This window comes from Caulobacter sp. BE264 (assembly GCF_031457805.1).
GTDB lineage: Bacteria > Pseudomonadota > Alphaproteobacteria > Caulobacterales > Caulobacteraceae > Caulobacter.
The window spans coordinates 259,681-273,039 of sequence record NZ_JAVDXI010000003.1 but is presented as its reverse complement, the minus strand read 5'-3'; the positions used below and the strand labels follow the sequence as shown (position 1 = coordinate 273,039).

The following is a 13,359-nucleotide window of genomic DNA, read 5'->3' as shown; positions in this document are numbered from 1 at the left end:
ATCGGAGATGAAGCGGGTCCCAGCCTGAAGGCCAGGACCCGAACGGGCCTTAGCCCTTGATGTTCGAAAGTCGAAGCTGGCGCGCGCGCGTCAGGATCGCGTTCTCAATATCAGCGGCCGTCTGGTCGGAGACCGGTGCGTCGACCCAGGCTCCGTTGATATCCTTAGTCTGCTTGAACACGGTCACGTTCAGACCGTCAGCGCGCAGTCGCGTGTCCAGGATATAGACCGTGGCCTTGAAGCGCTCGGCGGGGGTCTCGGGGTTCACATACCAGTCGGTGACAATGACGCCGCCGTAGGGGTCCGCCGAGGCCAGCGGCATGAACGCCAGCGTATCCAGGCTCGCGCGCCACAGATAACCGTTGACGCCAATCGAACCTTCGGTGGCCGGGGCCTTGGCGCCGCCGCCCAGACGCTTGAACGGGTTGAATCCCGGTTCATCGCTCTGCGTGGAGAACGTCTTTGGGGCCTTGTCGCTGGCGCAGGCCGAAACGCCCAGCACCGACAGAGCCAGGACGCCCGCGGCGACGCCGCGCATCACAGACCCACGCTCAAACGCCATAGTACCTCGCTCCAATGTCTCGCCGACGCTGTTCGCGCGTCCAGGCGCGCCCCCGCGGCCGGGAGCCGGTCTATACCATGGCAGCGCCGCCTCAAAACAGGAATCGCGTGACCTCACCGCCACAGGAGTCGATTGAATCGTCGATTGTACGACCCCGTGCGACCAAACGCCGGTTGACCGCGTTCCAGCGAGGCCTGTAATCGCTAAGCAAGGGGCCTGATCCTACATGGAGCGGGTGGGGACAACTGAGTATAGGCGGCGAGTAGCGATGGTCGCGAAGCGTTTCTTCTTGGCGGGGACTGCCGCGCTGATCCTGACGGGATCGGCCGCGACGGCGTTCGCTCAGGCCAAGCCGCACGCGGTCGCCCCCGATTTCACCGTCAAGAACGACTTCACCAGCGCCGCCTCGGGCGTCCAGTATCCGCGGGATGACAAGCGCACCCTGCGGTGGGACGCCAAGAAGGGTCGTTGGGGCCTGAAGCTCGACCTCGACCAGCCCTCCAGCCGTGAAATGGAACTGCAGGACGTCAAGGCGGGCGCCTACTTCAAGGTCACGCCGTCCATTCGCGTTGGTGGCGCCGTCAGTCTGGGCGAGACCAATCCGGCGCTCGCTGCGCGCAAGGCCCAGCAAGCCGATCCGGCGCCGCGCGTGCGCCTGGAAACGGCCTTCAAGTTCTAGATCGGTCTCAGCCCGCCAACCCTTCGACCGCCGCGATTCCCGCGACGCCTGCGCCCGCTAACTGGTCGACAGTTTTGGCGCTTATCCCACCCAGCGCATAAACAGGCAGCGCGGTGGCCCTCATCAGCATCGCCAGTCCATCAACTCCTAGAGGTTCGCCTGCCGAGGGACTGTTGCTGGCGAAGACCGGCGAAACCACAGTCGCATCCGCTCCGCAGCGCCCAGCGTTCCGCACCGCCGCCAGATCGTGGGCTGCCGCCGTGATCAAATAGCGGGGGTGCTCGGCCCGTAGTCGCGGAAGGCTCGCGACCATTCGCTCGGGCAGATGGACTCCGTCAGCGCCCACGCCCTCGGCCAGACTAGCGGACGCCCCAACCAACAAGGTCAGCCGATGCTGGGTGGCGATGTCGCGCAGGCGGCGCCCCTGTTCGACGGCGTCGCTTGCGCCAAAAGCCCGAAACACGATCCCCGAGCCTTCTGGAAGACGTTGCGCAACGGCTTCGGGGTCCGGAACGCGCGCCGGATCGGTGAAGAACAGCAGCCGCGGCAGCGCGGCGCCTCGCACGATTCTTGGCGAAAGGGCGCGGGCCGCACTAGAGAGAGCTTCCAGTTCGCTCACACCGTTCAAGGCTCGTCCCCTCATGTCGAAAGCGCTCGTCGAGATTCGCGCCCGCATCGCCGCCGCCGAGATGCGCGCCGGTCGTCCGGCGGGAAGCGTGACCCTGGTGGCGGTGTCCAAGACCCAGCCCTGGAACCATATCGCGCCCGTGCTCGACGCGGGACAGAAAGTGTTCGGCGAGAACCGCGTTCAGGAGGCGATCGAGCGATGGGGTGACCGTCGGGAGGCTCTGGAGCTGCGGCTGATCGGTCCGCTGCAAACCAACAAGGCCCGCGAGGCGGTCGGGTTCTTCGATGTCATCGAAACGCTCGATCGGGAAAAGCTGGCCCGTGTCATGGCTGATGAGATCCAGCGCGCAGGCAAGGCGCCGCGCCTCTACGTCCAGGTCAATATCGGCGAGGAGCCGCAGAAAGCCGGCGTCGCGCCAAGCGAGGCGGATGATTTCATCGCCGCGTGTCGAGCGACCTACGGCCTGACGATTGAGGGCCTGATGTGCATCCCGCCCTTCGACCAGGATCCCGCACCGTATTTCGCCAACCTCGCCGCAATCGCCGCGAGGAATGGCCTCGACAAGCTCTCCATGGGCATGAGCGACGATTTCGAGATCGCCATCGCGCAAGGGGCCACCTCGGTGCGCGTAGGCTCGGCGCTCTTCGGAAGCCGAAACTACGGCTAGTCCGCCATAATCTCGACCGCATCACCTGGCCGCGCCGCCGCCAGAATCCCCTCCAGATCGGCGCGGGCCAGCGCTACGCAGCCCTCCGTGCCTGGATAACCGTCGCGGGCCAGGTGCATGAAGATCGCCGAACCCATCCCTGCAACCGGCGGATCGTCGTTGTATCCGAGGATCACGACCAGATCGTAGACATGATCGTCGCGCCACATCCGCTCGGCGCTGGCCGGATAGGGCAGGCTGACTGGGCGGTTATAATTCGGGTCGCCAGGGGCGTCGCACCAGCCGTCGTCCGGCCGCGTGGCGCGGATGGGCAGGGCTGTCTTCGGGCCTTCAGGATAGACATCGGGTCGATACCAGACCTCGCGCATGGCCCAGACGCCGATTGGGCTCTGGTTGTCGCCCTCGCGCTTTTCATCGGCGGCGATCGCGCCGGCCTTGCCGACCGCACAGCGCACCATGCGCCCATCCAGCTCGAAACGACCGTCGGCGTGGGCTCGAAACAGCATAAGCGGCGACTCCTCGACTTAAGGCCGCGCGCGGGGTTGTCCCCGGGGGGCGCAGCGGTGCATGTTCCGGCGCATGGCGCAACGCAAGACGCTTCTCCTGATCGACGACGACGACGACCTGCGCGGAGCGCTGGCGGAACAGCTGGCCCTGCACGAAGAGTTTGCGGTCAATGAGGCCTCCAGCGCGGGCGAGGGCGTGAAGCTGTCGCGCGAGCTCAAGCCAGACCTGATCCTGCTGGACGTCGATCTGCCCGATATGGACGGCCGCGAGGCCTGCCGCCTGATGCGCAAGAACGGCGTGACCGCGCCGGTGATCATGCTGACGGCGGCCGCCAGCGACAGCGACACGATCCTGGGCCTGGAGTCCGGCGCCAACGACTATGTGACCAAGCCCTTCCGCTTCGGCGTGCTGCTGGCCCGCATCCGCGCCCAGTTGCGCAGCTATGAGGCTTCGGAAGACGCGCTGTTCCGTATCGGTCCCTACGAGTTCCGCCCGTCCGCCAAGCTTCTGGTCGACGAGAAGCAGAAAAAGGTGCGGTTGACCGAGAAGGAAACCAATATCCTCAAATACCTCTATCGCGCGGGCTCCAAGCCCGTGTCACGCGAGGAGCTGCTGACCGAGGTGTGGGGCTATAACGCCGGGGTCACGACCCACACGCTGGAGACGCACGTCTACCGCCTCCGTCAGAAGATCGAACCCGATCCCACTGTGGCGCGCATCCTGATCACCGAAATGGGTGGCTACCGGTTGCAGCCGTAGCCGAAAAACAAAAGGCCCAGTCGGTGACGACTGGGCCTCTTTCGTTCTGGAAACGGCGCGTGTCTTACGCGTTGCCAACCACTTGACCTTCGGCCTGGGCCTTGCGCGCCGCGTAGACGCCGGCGAAGTCGATCGGATCGATGAGGAAGGGCGGGAAACCACCCTCCGCGGTCACGTCCGAGATCAGACGACGGGCGTAGGGGAACAGGAAGCGCGGGCACTCGATCAGCAGCACCGGCTCCAGGTCTTGCTCTGGGATGCCGGCGATGTGGAACAGGCCGCCATAGACCACTTCGACGTGGAACACGGCCTGGCCTTCGCGTTCGGCGCGCGCCGAAAGCTTCAGGTCCACTTCGAACAGGCCATCAGCGCGGCCGCGGGCGTTCATTTCGACACCCATGTCGATCGCGGGTTGGGCGCCGCCGGCGCGCAAGGCGTCGGGGGCCAGCGGGTTCTCGAACGAGAAGTCGCGAACGAACTGAGCCAGGATGCGGATGCCCGCTTGGCCGGCCTCGGCGCCGTCCGGGGTCGCCTCGGGGGCGGTGGTGTCGGTCATTAGGATAAAATCCGTAATCGGCGGCTAGAACGCCAAAAGAAAGGTGGGCGCTGCTACCATGAGGGTTGGTCTGGCGCAACGTCAGGCGCCTGACGGGCGAACCTGTCTCACCTATATAGATACTATCTCCAGGGCCCAAAGCCCGCTGCCGGACCCCGACGTGTTCCAGATCCTGTTCCTTGCCGCCGTGGCCGCCATTGTCCTCTACCAGCTGTACGCGACCCTGGGGCGTCGCGTCGGCCGGCAACCCGAAGACGTCGCTGTGACCGCGACGTCGGGCGCCGCATCAGCGCCGGTAGACCCGATCCTGCAAGCCGAGGGCGTGGCCACCCTCAAGGCGCGCCAACCCGACTTTGATCCGAGCCGCTTCCTGACGGGGGCCCGCGCCGCCTATGAGCAGATCGTCAAGGCCTACGCCGAAGGCGATCGCGAGACGCTCAAGCCGCTGCTGGCGCCGGACGTGATGGATAACTTCGAGCGCGCCATGGCCGCCCGCGAAGCGGCTGGCCGCACTGAGAAGGTCGAGTTCCTGACGCCGCCGCGCGTTGACCTCGAGCGCGTCGATGTGGTGGGCGACACCGCCAAGGCGGTGGTGCGCATCCTGGCGGAAGTTCGCACCCGCACCAAGGACGAGCGCGGCGAGGGTGTCGATGACCGCCGCACCGCCGAACTCTGGACGTTCGAGCGCGAGGTCAAGAGCACCGACCCGAACTGGAACCTCTCGTTCGTGGCCGCCGCTGAGGCCTGATGATCCGTTTGTCCCTTTCTCCTTTGGCGCCGCTGGCCCTGGCGGCGTTGCTGCTCAGCGCGTGCGCCAGCACGCCCGCAACGCCCCCGGCGGCCGCCTCGCCCGCCCCGACTCTGACGCCTCCGCCCACTGCGCCGCCCGTCCCGCAAGACCCTGCGCCGTCCGGGTTGTCGTTCGAGAAACTCGCCGGCTGGGCGCAGGAGGACCATCTTGCGGCGCTGGACGCCTTCCGCGTCGGCTGTGGCGTGTCGAAGGATCCGGCCGTGGCACGCGCATGCGGGTTGTCCAGGGCCGCAAAGGACCTTGACCGCTCTGGCGCCCGGGCGTTCATCGAGGCCAATTTCCGGATCGAACCCGTCGGCGGCGACGGGGCGGGCGAGGACGGCCTGCTGACGGCCTATTTCGCGCCCCAGTACGAGGCGCGGATGTCGCGCAACGCCGAATTCAGCGCGCCCCTGCGCGGCCTGCCCGCCGACCTGGTGGTGCTGGATCTCGGACCCTTCGAGCCGGCTCTGATCGGCAAGAAGATCACCGGCCATGTCGAGGGCTCGACCTTCGTTCCCTATCCTGACCGGGCTGAGATCGAGGCCGCACCCACCGACAAGCCCTTGGCCTGGATGCGGCCGGAGGAGCTGTTCTTCCTGCAGATCCAAGGTTCGGGCATTCTGGTGCTGCCGGACGGTCGCCGGGTCCGCGCTGTGTTCGCCGGCACGAACGGCAAGCCGTTCGTCGGCATCGCGATCGCCATGCGCGACAAGGGTCTGCTCGCCGACAACAATACCTCAGCCGAGTCCATCCGGGCCTGGTTGGCCGAGCATCGGGGTCCCGAAGCCGATGCGATCATGCGGCTGAACCCGCGCTATGTGTTCTTCCGCACTGTCCCCGACGACGGCAAGGAGCCTGCCGGGGCCGCCGGCGTGGCCCTGCTGCCGGGCCGCGCGATCGCCGTCGATCCTGGCCATCACGCCTATGGCGGCTTCTATTGGCTGGACGCCGCGGCGCCGAAACTGGCTGGCGCCTTCCCGGTCTATCGACGGGCGGTGACGGCGCTGGACACCGGCGGCGCGATCAAGGGCCAGGTGCGGGCCGATCTCTATATGGGCTCAGGCGCCGCCGCCGGCGTCGAGGCCGGTCGCGTGCGCCATACCCTGCGCCTCTATCGGCTCGCGCCGAACCCTTAGCGTGAGCAAGAAGCCACCGCCCGGACCGGAAGACGACAAGCGCCTTTGGCGGCTGGTCGCCTCGACCGTGACCCCGCGCGCGCCGGTCAAGCCCGAGAAGATGCGCAGCAAGGCGCGGATCCGGCCTTCGCTGAAGGCCGACACCGCCCTGCCGGCCGAGCCGCCCACGCGCCTGGCCTCGATCGCGCCGCTGCGGCTGCATCCCGAGGACCTGAAGCCGGCCGCGCCCAAGCCGATGAAGGGCCCGGCGGGCCACATCGAGCCCAATCGCAAGCTGCGGATCGTCAAGGAGCGCGACCCGATCGGCGCGCGGCTGGACATGCACGGCCTGGATCAGGACCAGGCCCGCGCCACGCTTGAGGCCTTCATCCGTCGCTCGTTCAGCCAGGGCCATCGGGCGGTTCTGGTCATCACCGGCAAGGGCAAGGTGGGGCAGGGGGTCCTGCGCACCCGGACGCCGGAATGGCTGACCGACCCGTCCCTGCGCGAGATGGTCGCCGGCGTCTCCACCGCCGACCGCCGCCACGGCGGCGAGGGCGCGCTGTACGTGGCGCTGAAACGGCGGGTTTAGCCCTTTCGCGACGCCTTCTCGGTGATGCCGGAGGTGCCTTCGCGGGCCTCCAGCTTCTCGGCCACGGCGTCCAGGGAGACGCCGGAAGCGGCCATCAGAGCCAGCCAGTGGTAGAGCAGGTCGGCGCTTTCGGCGGCCAGAGCGTCCGGGCCTTGCGCCACGGCGGCGATCACCGTCTCGACGGCTTCTTCGCCGAGCTTCTTGGCGGCGAGGGCCGGGTCGTTCAGGAGCTTCGCCGTGTAGGACACCGACGGATCGCCGCCCTTGCGGGCCTCGATGGTCGCGGAGAGGCGTTGCAGGACGTCGGTCAGGCGCTGGCTCATGCGGCCCCCTTCAGAGCGTCCAGGCGCACCGGGATGCCGGCGTCAGCCATGGCCTGCTTGGCCTCGCCGATCGAGATCTCACCGAAGTGGAAGATCGAGGCGGCCAGCACGGCGGCGGCGTGGCCGTCGCGGGCGGCTTCCACGAGGTGCTCGGTCTTGCCGGCTCCGCCCGAGGCGATCACCGGCACGGTGACCTCGGCCGTCACGGCCTTCAGCAGCGGGATATCGTAGCCGATCTTGGCGCCGTCGCGGTCCATCGAGGTCAGCAGGATCTCGCCCGCGCCGCGCTCGACGACCTTGGCGGCCCATTCGACCACGTCGATGCCGGTGTCCTTGCGACCGCCATAGGTCCAGACGTTCCAGCCCGAGCCGTCCTCGCGCGCCTTGGCGTCGATAGCCACGACCACGCACTGGGCCCCGAAGGCGTCGGCGCCGCCGGCGATCAGGTCGGGGTTTTCGACGGCGGCGGTGTTGACCGACACCTTGTCAGCGCCAGCCAGCAGGAGGCGGCGCATGTCCGACACCTGCCGCACGCCGCCGCCCACGGAGACGGGCATGAAGCAAACCTCCGCGGTGCGCGAGATGACGTCCAGGATCAGGCCCCGGCCCTCGCTGGAGGCGGTGATGTCCAGGAACATCAGCTCGTCGGCGCCGGCGGCGTCATAGGCGCGGGCCTGCTCCACCGGATCGCCGGCGTCGCGCAGGGAGACGAAGTTGACCCCCTTGACCACCCGCCCGTCCTTCACGTCGAGGCAGGGAATGATCCGGGTCTTCAGCATCAGGCGGCCGCCGCGATCAGGGCTTCGGACGGCTTGATGGTGCCGGCGTAGAGCGAACGGCCCAGGATCGCGCCGGCGATCTCGACGCCCTTGCGGGCCTTCAGGCGCTCGATGTCCGCCACGGCGGCGACGCCGCCTGAAGCGATCACGGGGATCGAGACGGCGTCAGCCAGCTCGCCCACGCCCTCGACATTGACGCCGGTCAGGGCGCCGTCGCGGCTGATGTCGGTGACGATGAGGGCTGCGACGCCCGCATCCTCGAAGCGCTTGCCCAGGGTGATGGCGTCGATGTCCGAGAGGCCCGTCCAGCCGTCGACCGCGACCTTGCCGTCGCGCACGTCGACCGCCACGGCGATCTGCTCGGGCCACAGGCGGGCGGCCTTCTTGACCAGTTCAGGATCGTGCACGGCCACGGTGCCGAGGATCACGCGCGAGACACCCGCCTCGATCCAGGCCTCGACGCCTTCCAGCGTGCGGATGCCGCCGCCCAGCTGCACCGGGATAGAGATCGATTCCAGGATCTGTTCGACGGCGGCGGTGTTGACCGACTTGCCCTCGATCGCGCCGTTCAGGTCGACGACGTGCAGCCAGGAAAAGCCGTCCTGGACGAAGCGCTGGGCCTGATCGGCGGGTGAGGTGTTGAAGACCGTGGCCTTGTCCATGTCGCCATGCAGCAGGCGCACGCACTGGCCGTCCTTCAGGTCGATGGCCGGATAGAGGATCATGGGCGCCATTCCAGGAAGTTGGCGAGCAGGGCGAGCCCTGAAGCTTGTGATTTTTCGGGGTGGAACTGTACGCCTGCGACATTGTCCTTGGCCACAGCGGCCGTGAACGGTCCGCCGTGATCGGCGGTCGCGACGACATCTTCCACATGGGAAGCCGTCAGGGCGAACGAGTTGGCGAAATACATGTGGGCGCCGTCCTCGATGCCCGCGAAGAGGGCATGGGCGCGCAGGAAGCTGATCGCGTTCCAGCCCATGTGCGGGATGGTCAGCGATGGGTCGTTCGGCTCAAGCTTTTTCACCTGGCCGGAGATCCAGTCCAAGCCCGGGGTTACACCGAACTCCAGGCCTTCGGTGGCCAGAAGCTGGTGGCCGACGCAGATGCCCATGAACGGGACGCCCCGTCCATGGACGGCCTGGTTCATCGCCTCATAGACGCCGGTGGCGTCCAGGCCCGCACGGCACGAGGCGAAGGCCCCAACGCCGGGCAGGAAGACGCGATCGGCCCTGGCGACAAGGTCGGGGTCGGCGGTGACAACGATGTCGGCGTCCAGCGCGCGGCGTCGGGCCGCCTCACGCAGGGCCTTCTCGGCCGAACGCAGGTTGCCCGACCCGTAATCGATCAGGGCGACGGTCTGCATGAAATCAGGTTCCTACAGCACGCCCTTGGTGGACGGAGCCTGGCCGCCGGTCTTGGGGTCGATCTCGACCGCCTGACGCAGCGCCCGGGCGAGGGCCTTGAAGCCGCTTTCGGCGACATGGTGGGTGTTGTCGCCGTACAGGGTCTCCAGATGGACGCACGCCCCGCTGTTCATGGCGAACGCGTGGTGGAACTCCTTGAAGAGCTCGGTGTCCATCTCGCCGACCTTGGGCCGCTTGAACTCGACCTTCCAGATCAGATACGGCCGGTTCGACAGGTCGATGGCGCAGCGGGTCAGGGTCTCGTCCATCGGGATGTAGGCCGATCCGAAGCGTCGGATGCCCTTGAAGCCATCCAGCGCCTTGTGGATCGCCTGACCCAAAACGATGCCGGTGTCCTCGACCGTGTGGTGCATGTCGATGTGCAGATCGCCCTTGGTCTCGACCTTCAGGTCGAAGCCGCCATGGCGCGCGAAGCTTTCCAGCATATGGTCGTAGAAACCGATGCCGGTGGCGATCGTCGAGACGCCGGTCCCGTCGAGATCGATCCAGACCCGGATCTGGGTCTCCTTCGTCTCGCGGACCACTTCAGCGGTGCGGGCCATCTTAAGCTCTAAAGTCCGTTCTTTTCGGCCAGCTGGCGCAGGGAGACCTGCGGGCGCGGACCGTAGTGGTCGATCACCTCGGCGGCCGCCAGGCTGCCCAGCTGGCCACAGATAGGCAGAGGACGGCCGTGGGAAAGGCCGAAGAGGAAACCCGCCGCGTATTGGTCGCCCGCGCCGGTCGTGTCCACGACTTTTTCCACGGGGTAGGCCGAGATTTCGTGCAACTGCCCGTTCGCGGCGACGACCGAGCCCTTTTCGCTGCGGGTGACGGCGGCGATCTCGCAGCGTTCAGCCAAGGCCTTCACGGCGGCGTCGAAATTGTCGGTCTCGAACAGGGCGCAGACTTCGGCGGCGTTGGCGAAGACGATGTCGCACTGGGTTTCGACAAAGCCCAGCAGGGCCCCGCGGTGGCGATCGACGACGAAGCTGTCCGATAGGGTCAGGGCGATCTTGCGGCCCGCGCCGTGGGCCAGGGCGGCCGCCTTGGCGAAGGCGCGGCGCGCTTCGGGCGGGTCGAACAGATAGCCTTCCAGATAGGAGATTTGGGCGGCCTCGATGATCTCTGGATCGACATCAGCCGGGTTCAGCTCGACGCAGGCGCCCAGATAGGTCGACATCGTGCGCTGGGCGTCCGGCGTGACATTGATCAGGCTCTGGGCCGTCGCCGGACCCTCCGCCAGCGGGGGCGTTGTGAACACGCAGCCGATGGCGTTCATGTCGTGGCGGAACACCCGACCCAGCTGGTCGTCCGCCACCTTGCCCAGGAAGGCGGCCTTGCCGCCGAAGCTGGCGACGCCGGCCACCGTGTTGGCGGCGCTGCCGCCCGACGCTTCGATCGCCGCCGACATCACGTCGTACAGGCTGGCGGCTCGGCCCGGATCGATCAGGGCCATCGAGCCCTTCACCAGGCCCTCGCGCTCGAGGAAGGCGTCGTCGCACTGGGCGATGACGTCGACGATGGCGTTGCCGATGGCGGCGACGTCGTAGAGCGCGGTCATGGGACGGAAAAACCTTTGAAAGAACAGGACCGAAGGTCCAAGCAGCGTTGCGATTAAAGGATGTGGTCGGCCGTGGCAACGCGAGGGTTGCCCAAAGGCCCGCGACATCCTAGCTGCGCTCTTCTAGCAAGCATGGGTAAACCGATGGTCGACGTCCTGCTCCTGGTGCCCGCCCGCGACGAGCATCGCTACGGCGACAGCTGGTCGACCCTGTTCGAACGCCTGGCCGCGCCGCTTCGCGCCCACGGTTTGACGGTCGAGGCTCAGCCCTGGACCGATCCGGTCGCACCGAGCCAGGCGCGCCTGGTCATGCCATCCCTCGCCTGGGGTTATCATGCCCGGCAGGCCGACTGGTTCGCGCAGCTCGACGCCTTCGAGGCGAAGGGCGTGCGGATGGTGAACCCGCCGTCGGTGCTGCGCTGGAACACCACGAAGACCTATCTGGTCGAGCTGGCATCAAAGGGCGCGCCCGTTGTGCCGACCCACGCGCACGACCGACTGACATCCGAAGCGGTTGAGGCTGCCTTCGACGCCTTCGGGGTCGACGAGGTGGTGGTCAAGCCGCAGGTCTCGGCCGGTTCGCACGAGACCATCCGGGTGAAGCGTCGAGGCTCGCTGGACGGCGGCCCGACCGGTCCGGCGCTGATCCAGCCGTTCCTGCCGGCGGTGGGCGAGGAGGGGGAGCTCTCGCTGTTCTTCTTCGACGGCCGGTTCAGCCATGCCGTCGCCAAGGTCGCCGTCGACGGTGATTTCCGCGTCCAGCCGCAGTTCGGCGGCCGGGTCAGCGAGGTCGCGCCCGAGCCCGAAGCCCTGCGCGCGGCCGCCATGGTGCTGGAAGCCGCCGCACCGCCTCTGACCTATGCCCGCGTTGATCTGATCCGGGGCCTCGACCACACGCCCCAGCTGATGGAGCTTGAGGTCATCGAACCTGACCTCTTCCTGGAACACGCCCACGACCAGGGCGCGGCCTTCGCGGCGGCGGTGATGCGGGCGATGGGATGAGATAAATCCTCCCCCTAGCGGGGGAGGTGGTCGCGGAGTGACCGGAGGGGGAAGTTGTCCTGACCTGGCCTCCCCCCTCTCCGTCGGCTGCGCCGACACCTCTCCCACACGGAGAGGATTTTTGGGCTCACGCCCCCAGGAACAGCTCCCGCGACGGACACAGGTCGCTGATCTTGCACACCTCGCACTTGGGCTTCCTCGCCACGCAGACATAGCGGCCGTGCAGGATCAGCCAGTGGTGGGCGCGGGTCTGGTAGGGCGGAGGAACCACCCGCATCAGGTCCTGTTCGACCGCGTCCGGGGTCTTGCCGGCCGACAGCTTCAGGCGGTGCGAGACCCGGAAGACGTGGGTGTCGACGGCGATGGCGGGTTCGATGTCCAGTTCGTTCAGCACCACGCTGGCGGTCTTGCGGCCAACGCCGGGCAGGGCCTCAAGATCCTCACGGTTCAGCGGAACCTGGCCGCCATGCTTGTCCATGATGATCCGGGCGGCGGCGATGACGTTCTTGGCCTTGCTGCGGAACAGGCCGATCGAGGCGATGTACTTGATCAGCCCCTCTTCCCCGAGCGCCAGCATCGCCTCGGCGCTGTTGGCGACCTGGAACAGCGGGCCGGTGGCCTTGTTGACCTGAACATCGGTGGCCTGGGCCGACAGGGCGACGGCCGTGACCAGCTCATAGGGGTTGGAATAGTTCAGCTCGGTCTTGGGATGCAGGTCGAGGCCCTCGAACCTATCGAACAGGATGGCGACGCGTTCGCGCTGGGCCGGCGACAGGCGTTTGACGGGTTTCTTGGCGGCCTTCCGGACCGGCGTCTTGCTGACCGAAGCGGCTTTGCGGGGAGTTTTGACCATGGGGCGACCATGCCGTGGGTGACTCCGCTCGCCAAGAGCGCGCCGGAGACCTAAATTCCCGCCATGGCCAAGCCGATCTACATGGACCGGGTGATCGCCCCCCATCGCTCGCTGAGCCCGCAGGGCGGCGCGGTGCTGTTGGCCGTCGTGATGGCGTTCAACGTGCTGGTGGCGATCTTTCTGGTCGTGGTCCGCGCGCCGCCGGTTCTGCCGTTCCTGGGGCTAGACGTCCTGGCGCTGTGGATCGCCTTGCGCGCCAGCGAACGGGCCGCAAGACGGGTCGAGCGGATTCAGGTCACCGCCGAGGCCGTGACGGTCAGCCGCGAGGACGAGAAGGGCGCGCGTACGGTCTGGACCTCGCCGACGGCCTTTACCCGTGTGGACCTCGACCATCCCGGAGAGCACGACGTGCGGGTTCGTTTGATGATCCATCGCAAGCGTTTGACCCTTGCCCGCGCGCTCGGCCCGGATCAGCGCGCGGAGCTCGCCGATGCACTGAAGGACGCGATCCGCGCGGCCCGCAGCGAGCGCTGGTCGTGACCGCCGCAAGAACCGGGCGGACGGCGCGTGGTCGGGTGTC

Annotated in this window: 19 protein-coding genes; 8 read left to right on the top strand and 11 right to left on the bottom strand. The window is 67.4% G+C overall.

The window, feature by feature from the left end:
- Positions 1-49: 49 nt before the first annotated feature.
- Positions 50-577, bottom strand: coding sequence for a DUF3576 domain-containing protein (locus J2X45_RS09630; RefSeq protein ID WP_310214064.1), 528 nt, complete (start codon positions 575-577; stop codon positions 50-52).
- Positions 578-830: 253 nt separating this feature from the next.
- Here J2X45_RS09630 and J2X45_RS09625 point away from each other — a divergent pair, with 253 nt between their 5' ends.
- Positions 831-1,241 (top strand): NtrZ family periplasmic regulatory protein, encoded by a 411-nt coding sequence (locus J2X45_RS09625; RefSeq protein ID WP_310214062.1) that lies wholly within the window; start codon positions 831-833, stop codon positions 1,239-1,241.
- 7 nt (positions 1,242-1,248) lie between these two features.
- Here J2X45_RS09625 and J2X45_RS09620 read toward each other — a convergent pair whose 3' ends face one another.
- Positions 1,249-1,869: a thiamine phosphate synthase gene (locus J2X45_RS09620; RefSeq protein ID WP_310214059.1), complete on the bottom strand. Its 621-nt coding sequence runs from the start codon at positions 1,867-1,869 to the stop codon at positions 1,249-1,251.
- 13 nt (positions 1,870-1,882) lie between these two features.
- On the opposite strand from J2X45_RS09620, the gene J2X45_RS09615 reads away from it, so the two are divergent.
- Positions 1,883-2,536 (top strand): YggS family pyridoxal phosphate-dependent enzyme, encoded by a 654-nt coding sequence (locus tag J2X45_RS09615; protein ID WP_310214057.1) that lies wholly within the window; start codon positions 1,883-1,885, stop codon positions 2,534-2,536.
- On the opposite strand, the gene J2X45_RS09610 is transcribed toward J2X45_RS09615, so the two are convergent.
- Positions 2,533-3,042 (bottom strand): L,D-transpeptidase family protein, encoded by a 510-nt coding sequence (locus tag J2X45_RS09610; RefSeq protein ID WP_310214054.1) that lies wholly within the window; start codon positions 3,040-3,042, stop codon positions 2,533-2,535. The genes J2X45_RS09615 and J2X45_RS09610 overlap by 4 nt on opposite strands.
- A gap of 73 nt (positions 3,043-3,115) precedes the next feature.
- On the opposite strand from J2X45_RS09610, the gene J2X45_RS09605 reads away from it, so the two are divergent.
- Positions 3,116-3,802: a response regulator transcription factor gene (locus tag J2X45_RS09605; protein ID WP_024266002.1), complete on the top strand. Its 687-nt coding sequence runs from the start codon at positions 3,116-3,118 to the stop codon at positions 3,800-3,802.
- A gap of 64 nt (positions 3,803-3,866) precedes the next feature.
- Here J2X45_RS09605 and secB read toward each other — a convergent pair whose 3' ends face one another.
- Positions 3,867-4,358 carry a protein-export chaperone SecB gene (gene secB / locus J2X45_RS09600; protein WP_310214052.1) on the bottom strand — a complete coding sequence of 164 codons (492 nt, stop codon included), beginning with the start codon at positions 4,356-4,358 and terminating at the stop codon, positions 3,867-3,869.
- A gap of 145 nt (positions 4,359-4,503) precedes the next feature.
- On the opposite strand from secB, the gene timA reads away from it, so the two are divergent.
- Genes timA through J2X45_RS09585 form a run of 3 tightly spaced genes read left to right on the top strand, consistent with a single transcriptional unit; the run spans position 4,504 to position 6,858 of the window.
- A complete protein-coding gene (gene timA, locus J2X45_RS09595; protein ID WP_310214409.1) occupies positions 4,504-5,106 on the top strand; it encodes a TIM44-related membrane protein TimA in 603 nt (200 codons plus the stop codon).
- Entirely contained in the window at positions 5,106-6,287 is a 1,182-nt protein-coding gene (locus J2X45_RS09590; protein ID WP_310214051.1) for an MltA domain-containing protein, read from the top strand. The genes timA and J2X45_RS09590 overlap by 1 nt, the downstream gene beginning before the upstream one ends.
- 1 nt (position 6,288) lies before the next feature.
- Positions 6,289-6,858, top strand: a complete 570-nt coding sequence (locus J2X45_RS09585; RefSeq protein WP_310214050.1) for a Smr/MutS family protein — start codon at positions 6,289-6,291, stop codon at positions 6,856-6,858.
- Here J2X45_RS09585 and J2X45_RS09580 read toward each other — a convergent pair.
- From J2X45_RS09580 to J2X45_RS09555, 6 genes are read right to left on the bottom strand one after another with little or no spacing between them, the layout of a single operon-like run.
- On the bottom strand, positions 6,855-7,181 hold the full coding sequence (locus tag J2X45_RS09580; RefSeq protein WP_310214048.1) for a phosphoribosyl-ATP diphosphatase: 327 nt from the start codon (positions 7,179-7,181) through the stop codon (positions 6,855-6,857). The genes J2X45_RS09585 and J2X45_RS09580 overlap by 4 nt on opposite strands.
- A complete protein-coding gene (gene hisF, locus J2X45_RS09575) occupies positions 7,178-7,960 on the bottom strand; it encodes an imidazole glycerol phosphate synthase subunit HisF (protein WP_310214047.1) in 783 nt (260 codons plus the stop codon). Before hisF ends, J2X45_RS09580 begins: the two co-directional genes overlap by 4 nt.
- Entirely contained in the window at positions 7,960-8,694 is a 735-nt protein-coding gene (gene hisA, locus J2X45_RS09570; RefSeq protein ID WP_310214046.1) for a 1-(5-phosphoribosyl)-5-[(5-phosphoribosylamino)methylideneamino]imidazole-4-carboxamide isomerase, read from the bottom strand. Before hisA ends, hisF begins: the two co-directional genes overlap by 1 nt.
- A complete protein-coding gene (hisH, locus tag J2X45_RS09565; protein WP_310214043.1) occupies positions 8,682-9,323 on the bottom strand; it encodes an imidazole glycerol phosphate synthase subunit HisH in 642 nt (213 codons plus the stop codon). The genes hisA and hisH overlap by 13 nt, the downstream gene beginning before the upstream one ends.
- Before the next feature lie 12 nt (positions 9,324-9,335).
- On the bottom strand, positions 9,336-9,926 hold the full coding sequence (gene hisB, locus J2X45_RS09560) for an imidazoleglycerol-phosphate dehydratase HisB (RefSeq protein WP_310214041.1): 591 nt from the start codon (positions 9,924-9,926) through the stop codon (positions 9,336-9,338).
- Between the two features lie 8 nt (positions 9,927-9,934).
- Entirely contained in the window at positions 9,935-10,924 is a 990-nt protein-coding gene (locus J2X45_RS09555) for an adenosine kinase (RefSeq protein WP_310214039.1), read from the bottom strand.
- A 144-nt stretch (positions 10,925-11,068) separates the two neighbouring features.
- Between J2X45_RS09555 and J2X45_RS09550 the strand changes: the two genes are divergently transcribed.
- Complete coding sequence (locus tag J2X45_RS09550; RefSeq protein ID WP_310214037.1) at positions 11,069-11,926, top strand: transporter; 858 nt, start codon at positions 11,069-11,071, stop codon at positions 11,924-11,926.
- 127 nt (positions 11,927-12,053) lie between these two features.
- Here J2X45_RS09550 and nth read toward each other — a convergent pair whose 3' ends face one another.
- Entirely contained in the window at positions 12,054-12,779 is a 726-nt protein-coding gene (nth, locus tag J2X45_RS09545; protein WP_310214035.1) for an endonuclease III, read from the bottom strand.
- A gap of 63 nt (positions 12,780-12,842) precedes the next feature.
- Here nth and J2X45_RS09540 point away from each other — a divergent pair, with 63 nt between their 5' ends.
- Entirely contained in the window at positions 12,843-13,319 is a 477-nt protein-coding gene (locus J2X45_RS09540) for a DUF2244 domain-containing protein (RefSeq protein ID WP_310214034.1), read from the top strand.
- The last annotated feature ends 40 nt before the right edge of the window (positions 13,320-13,359 follow it).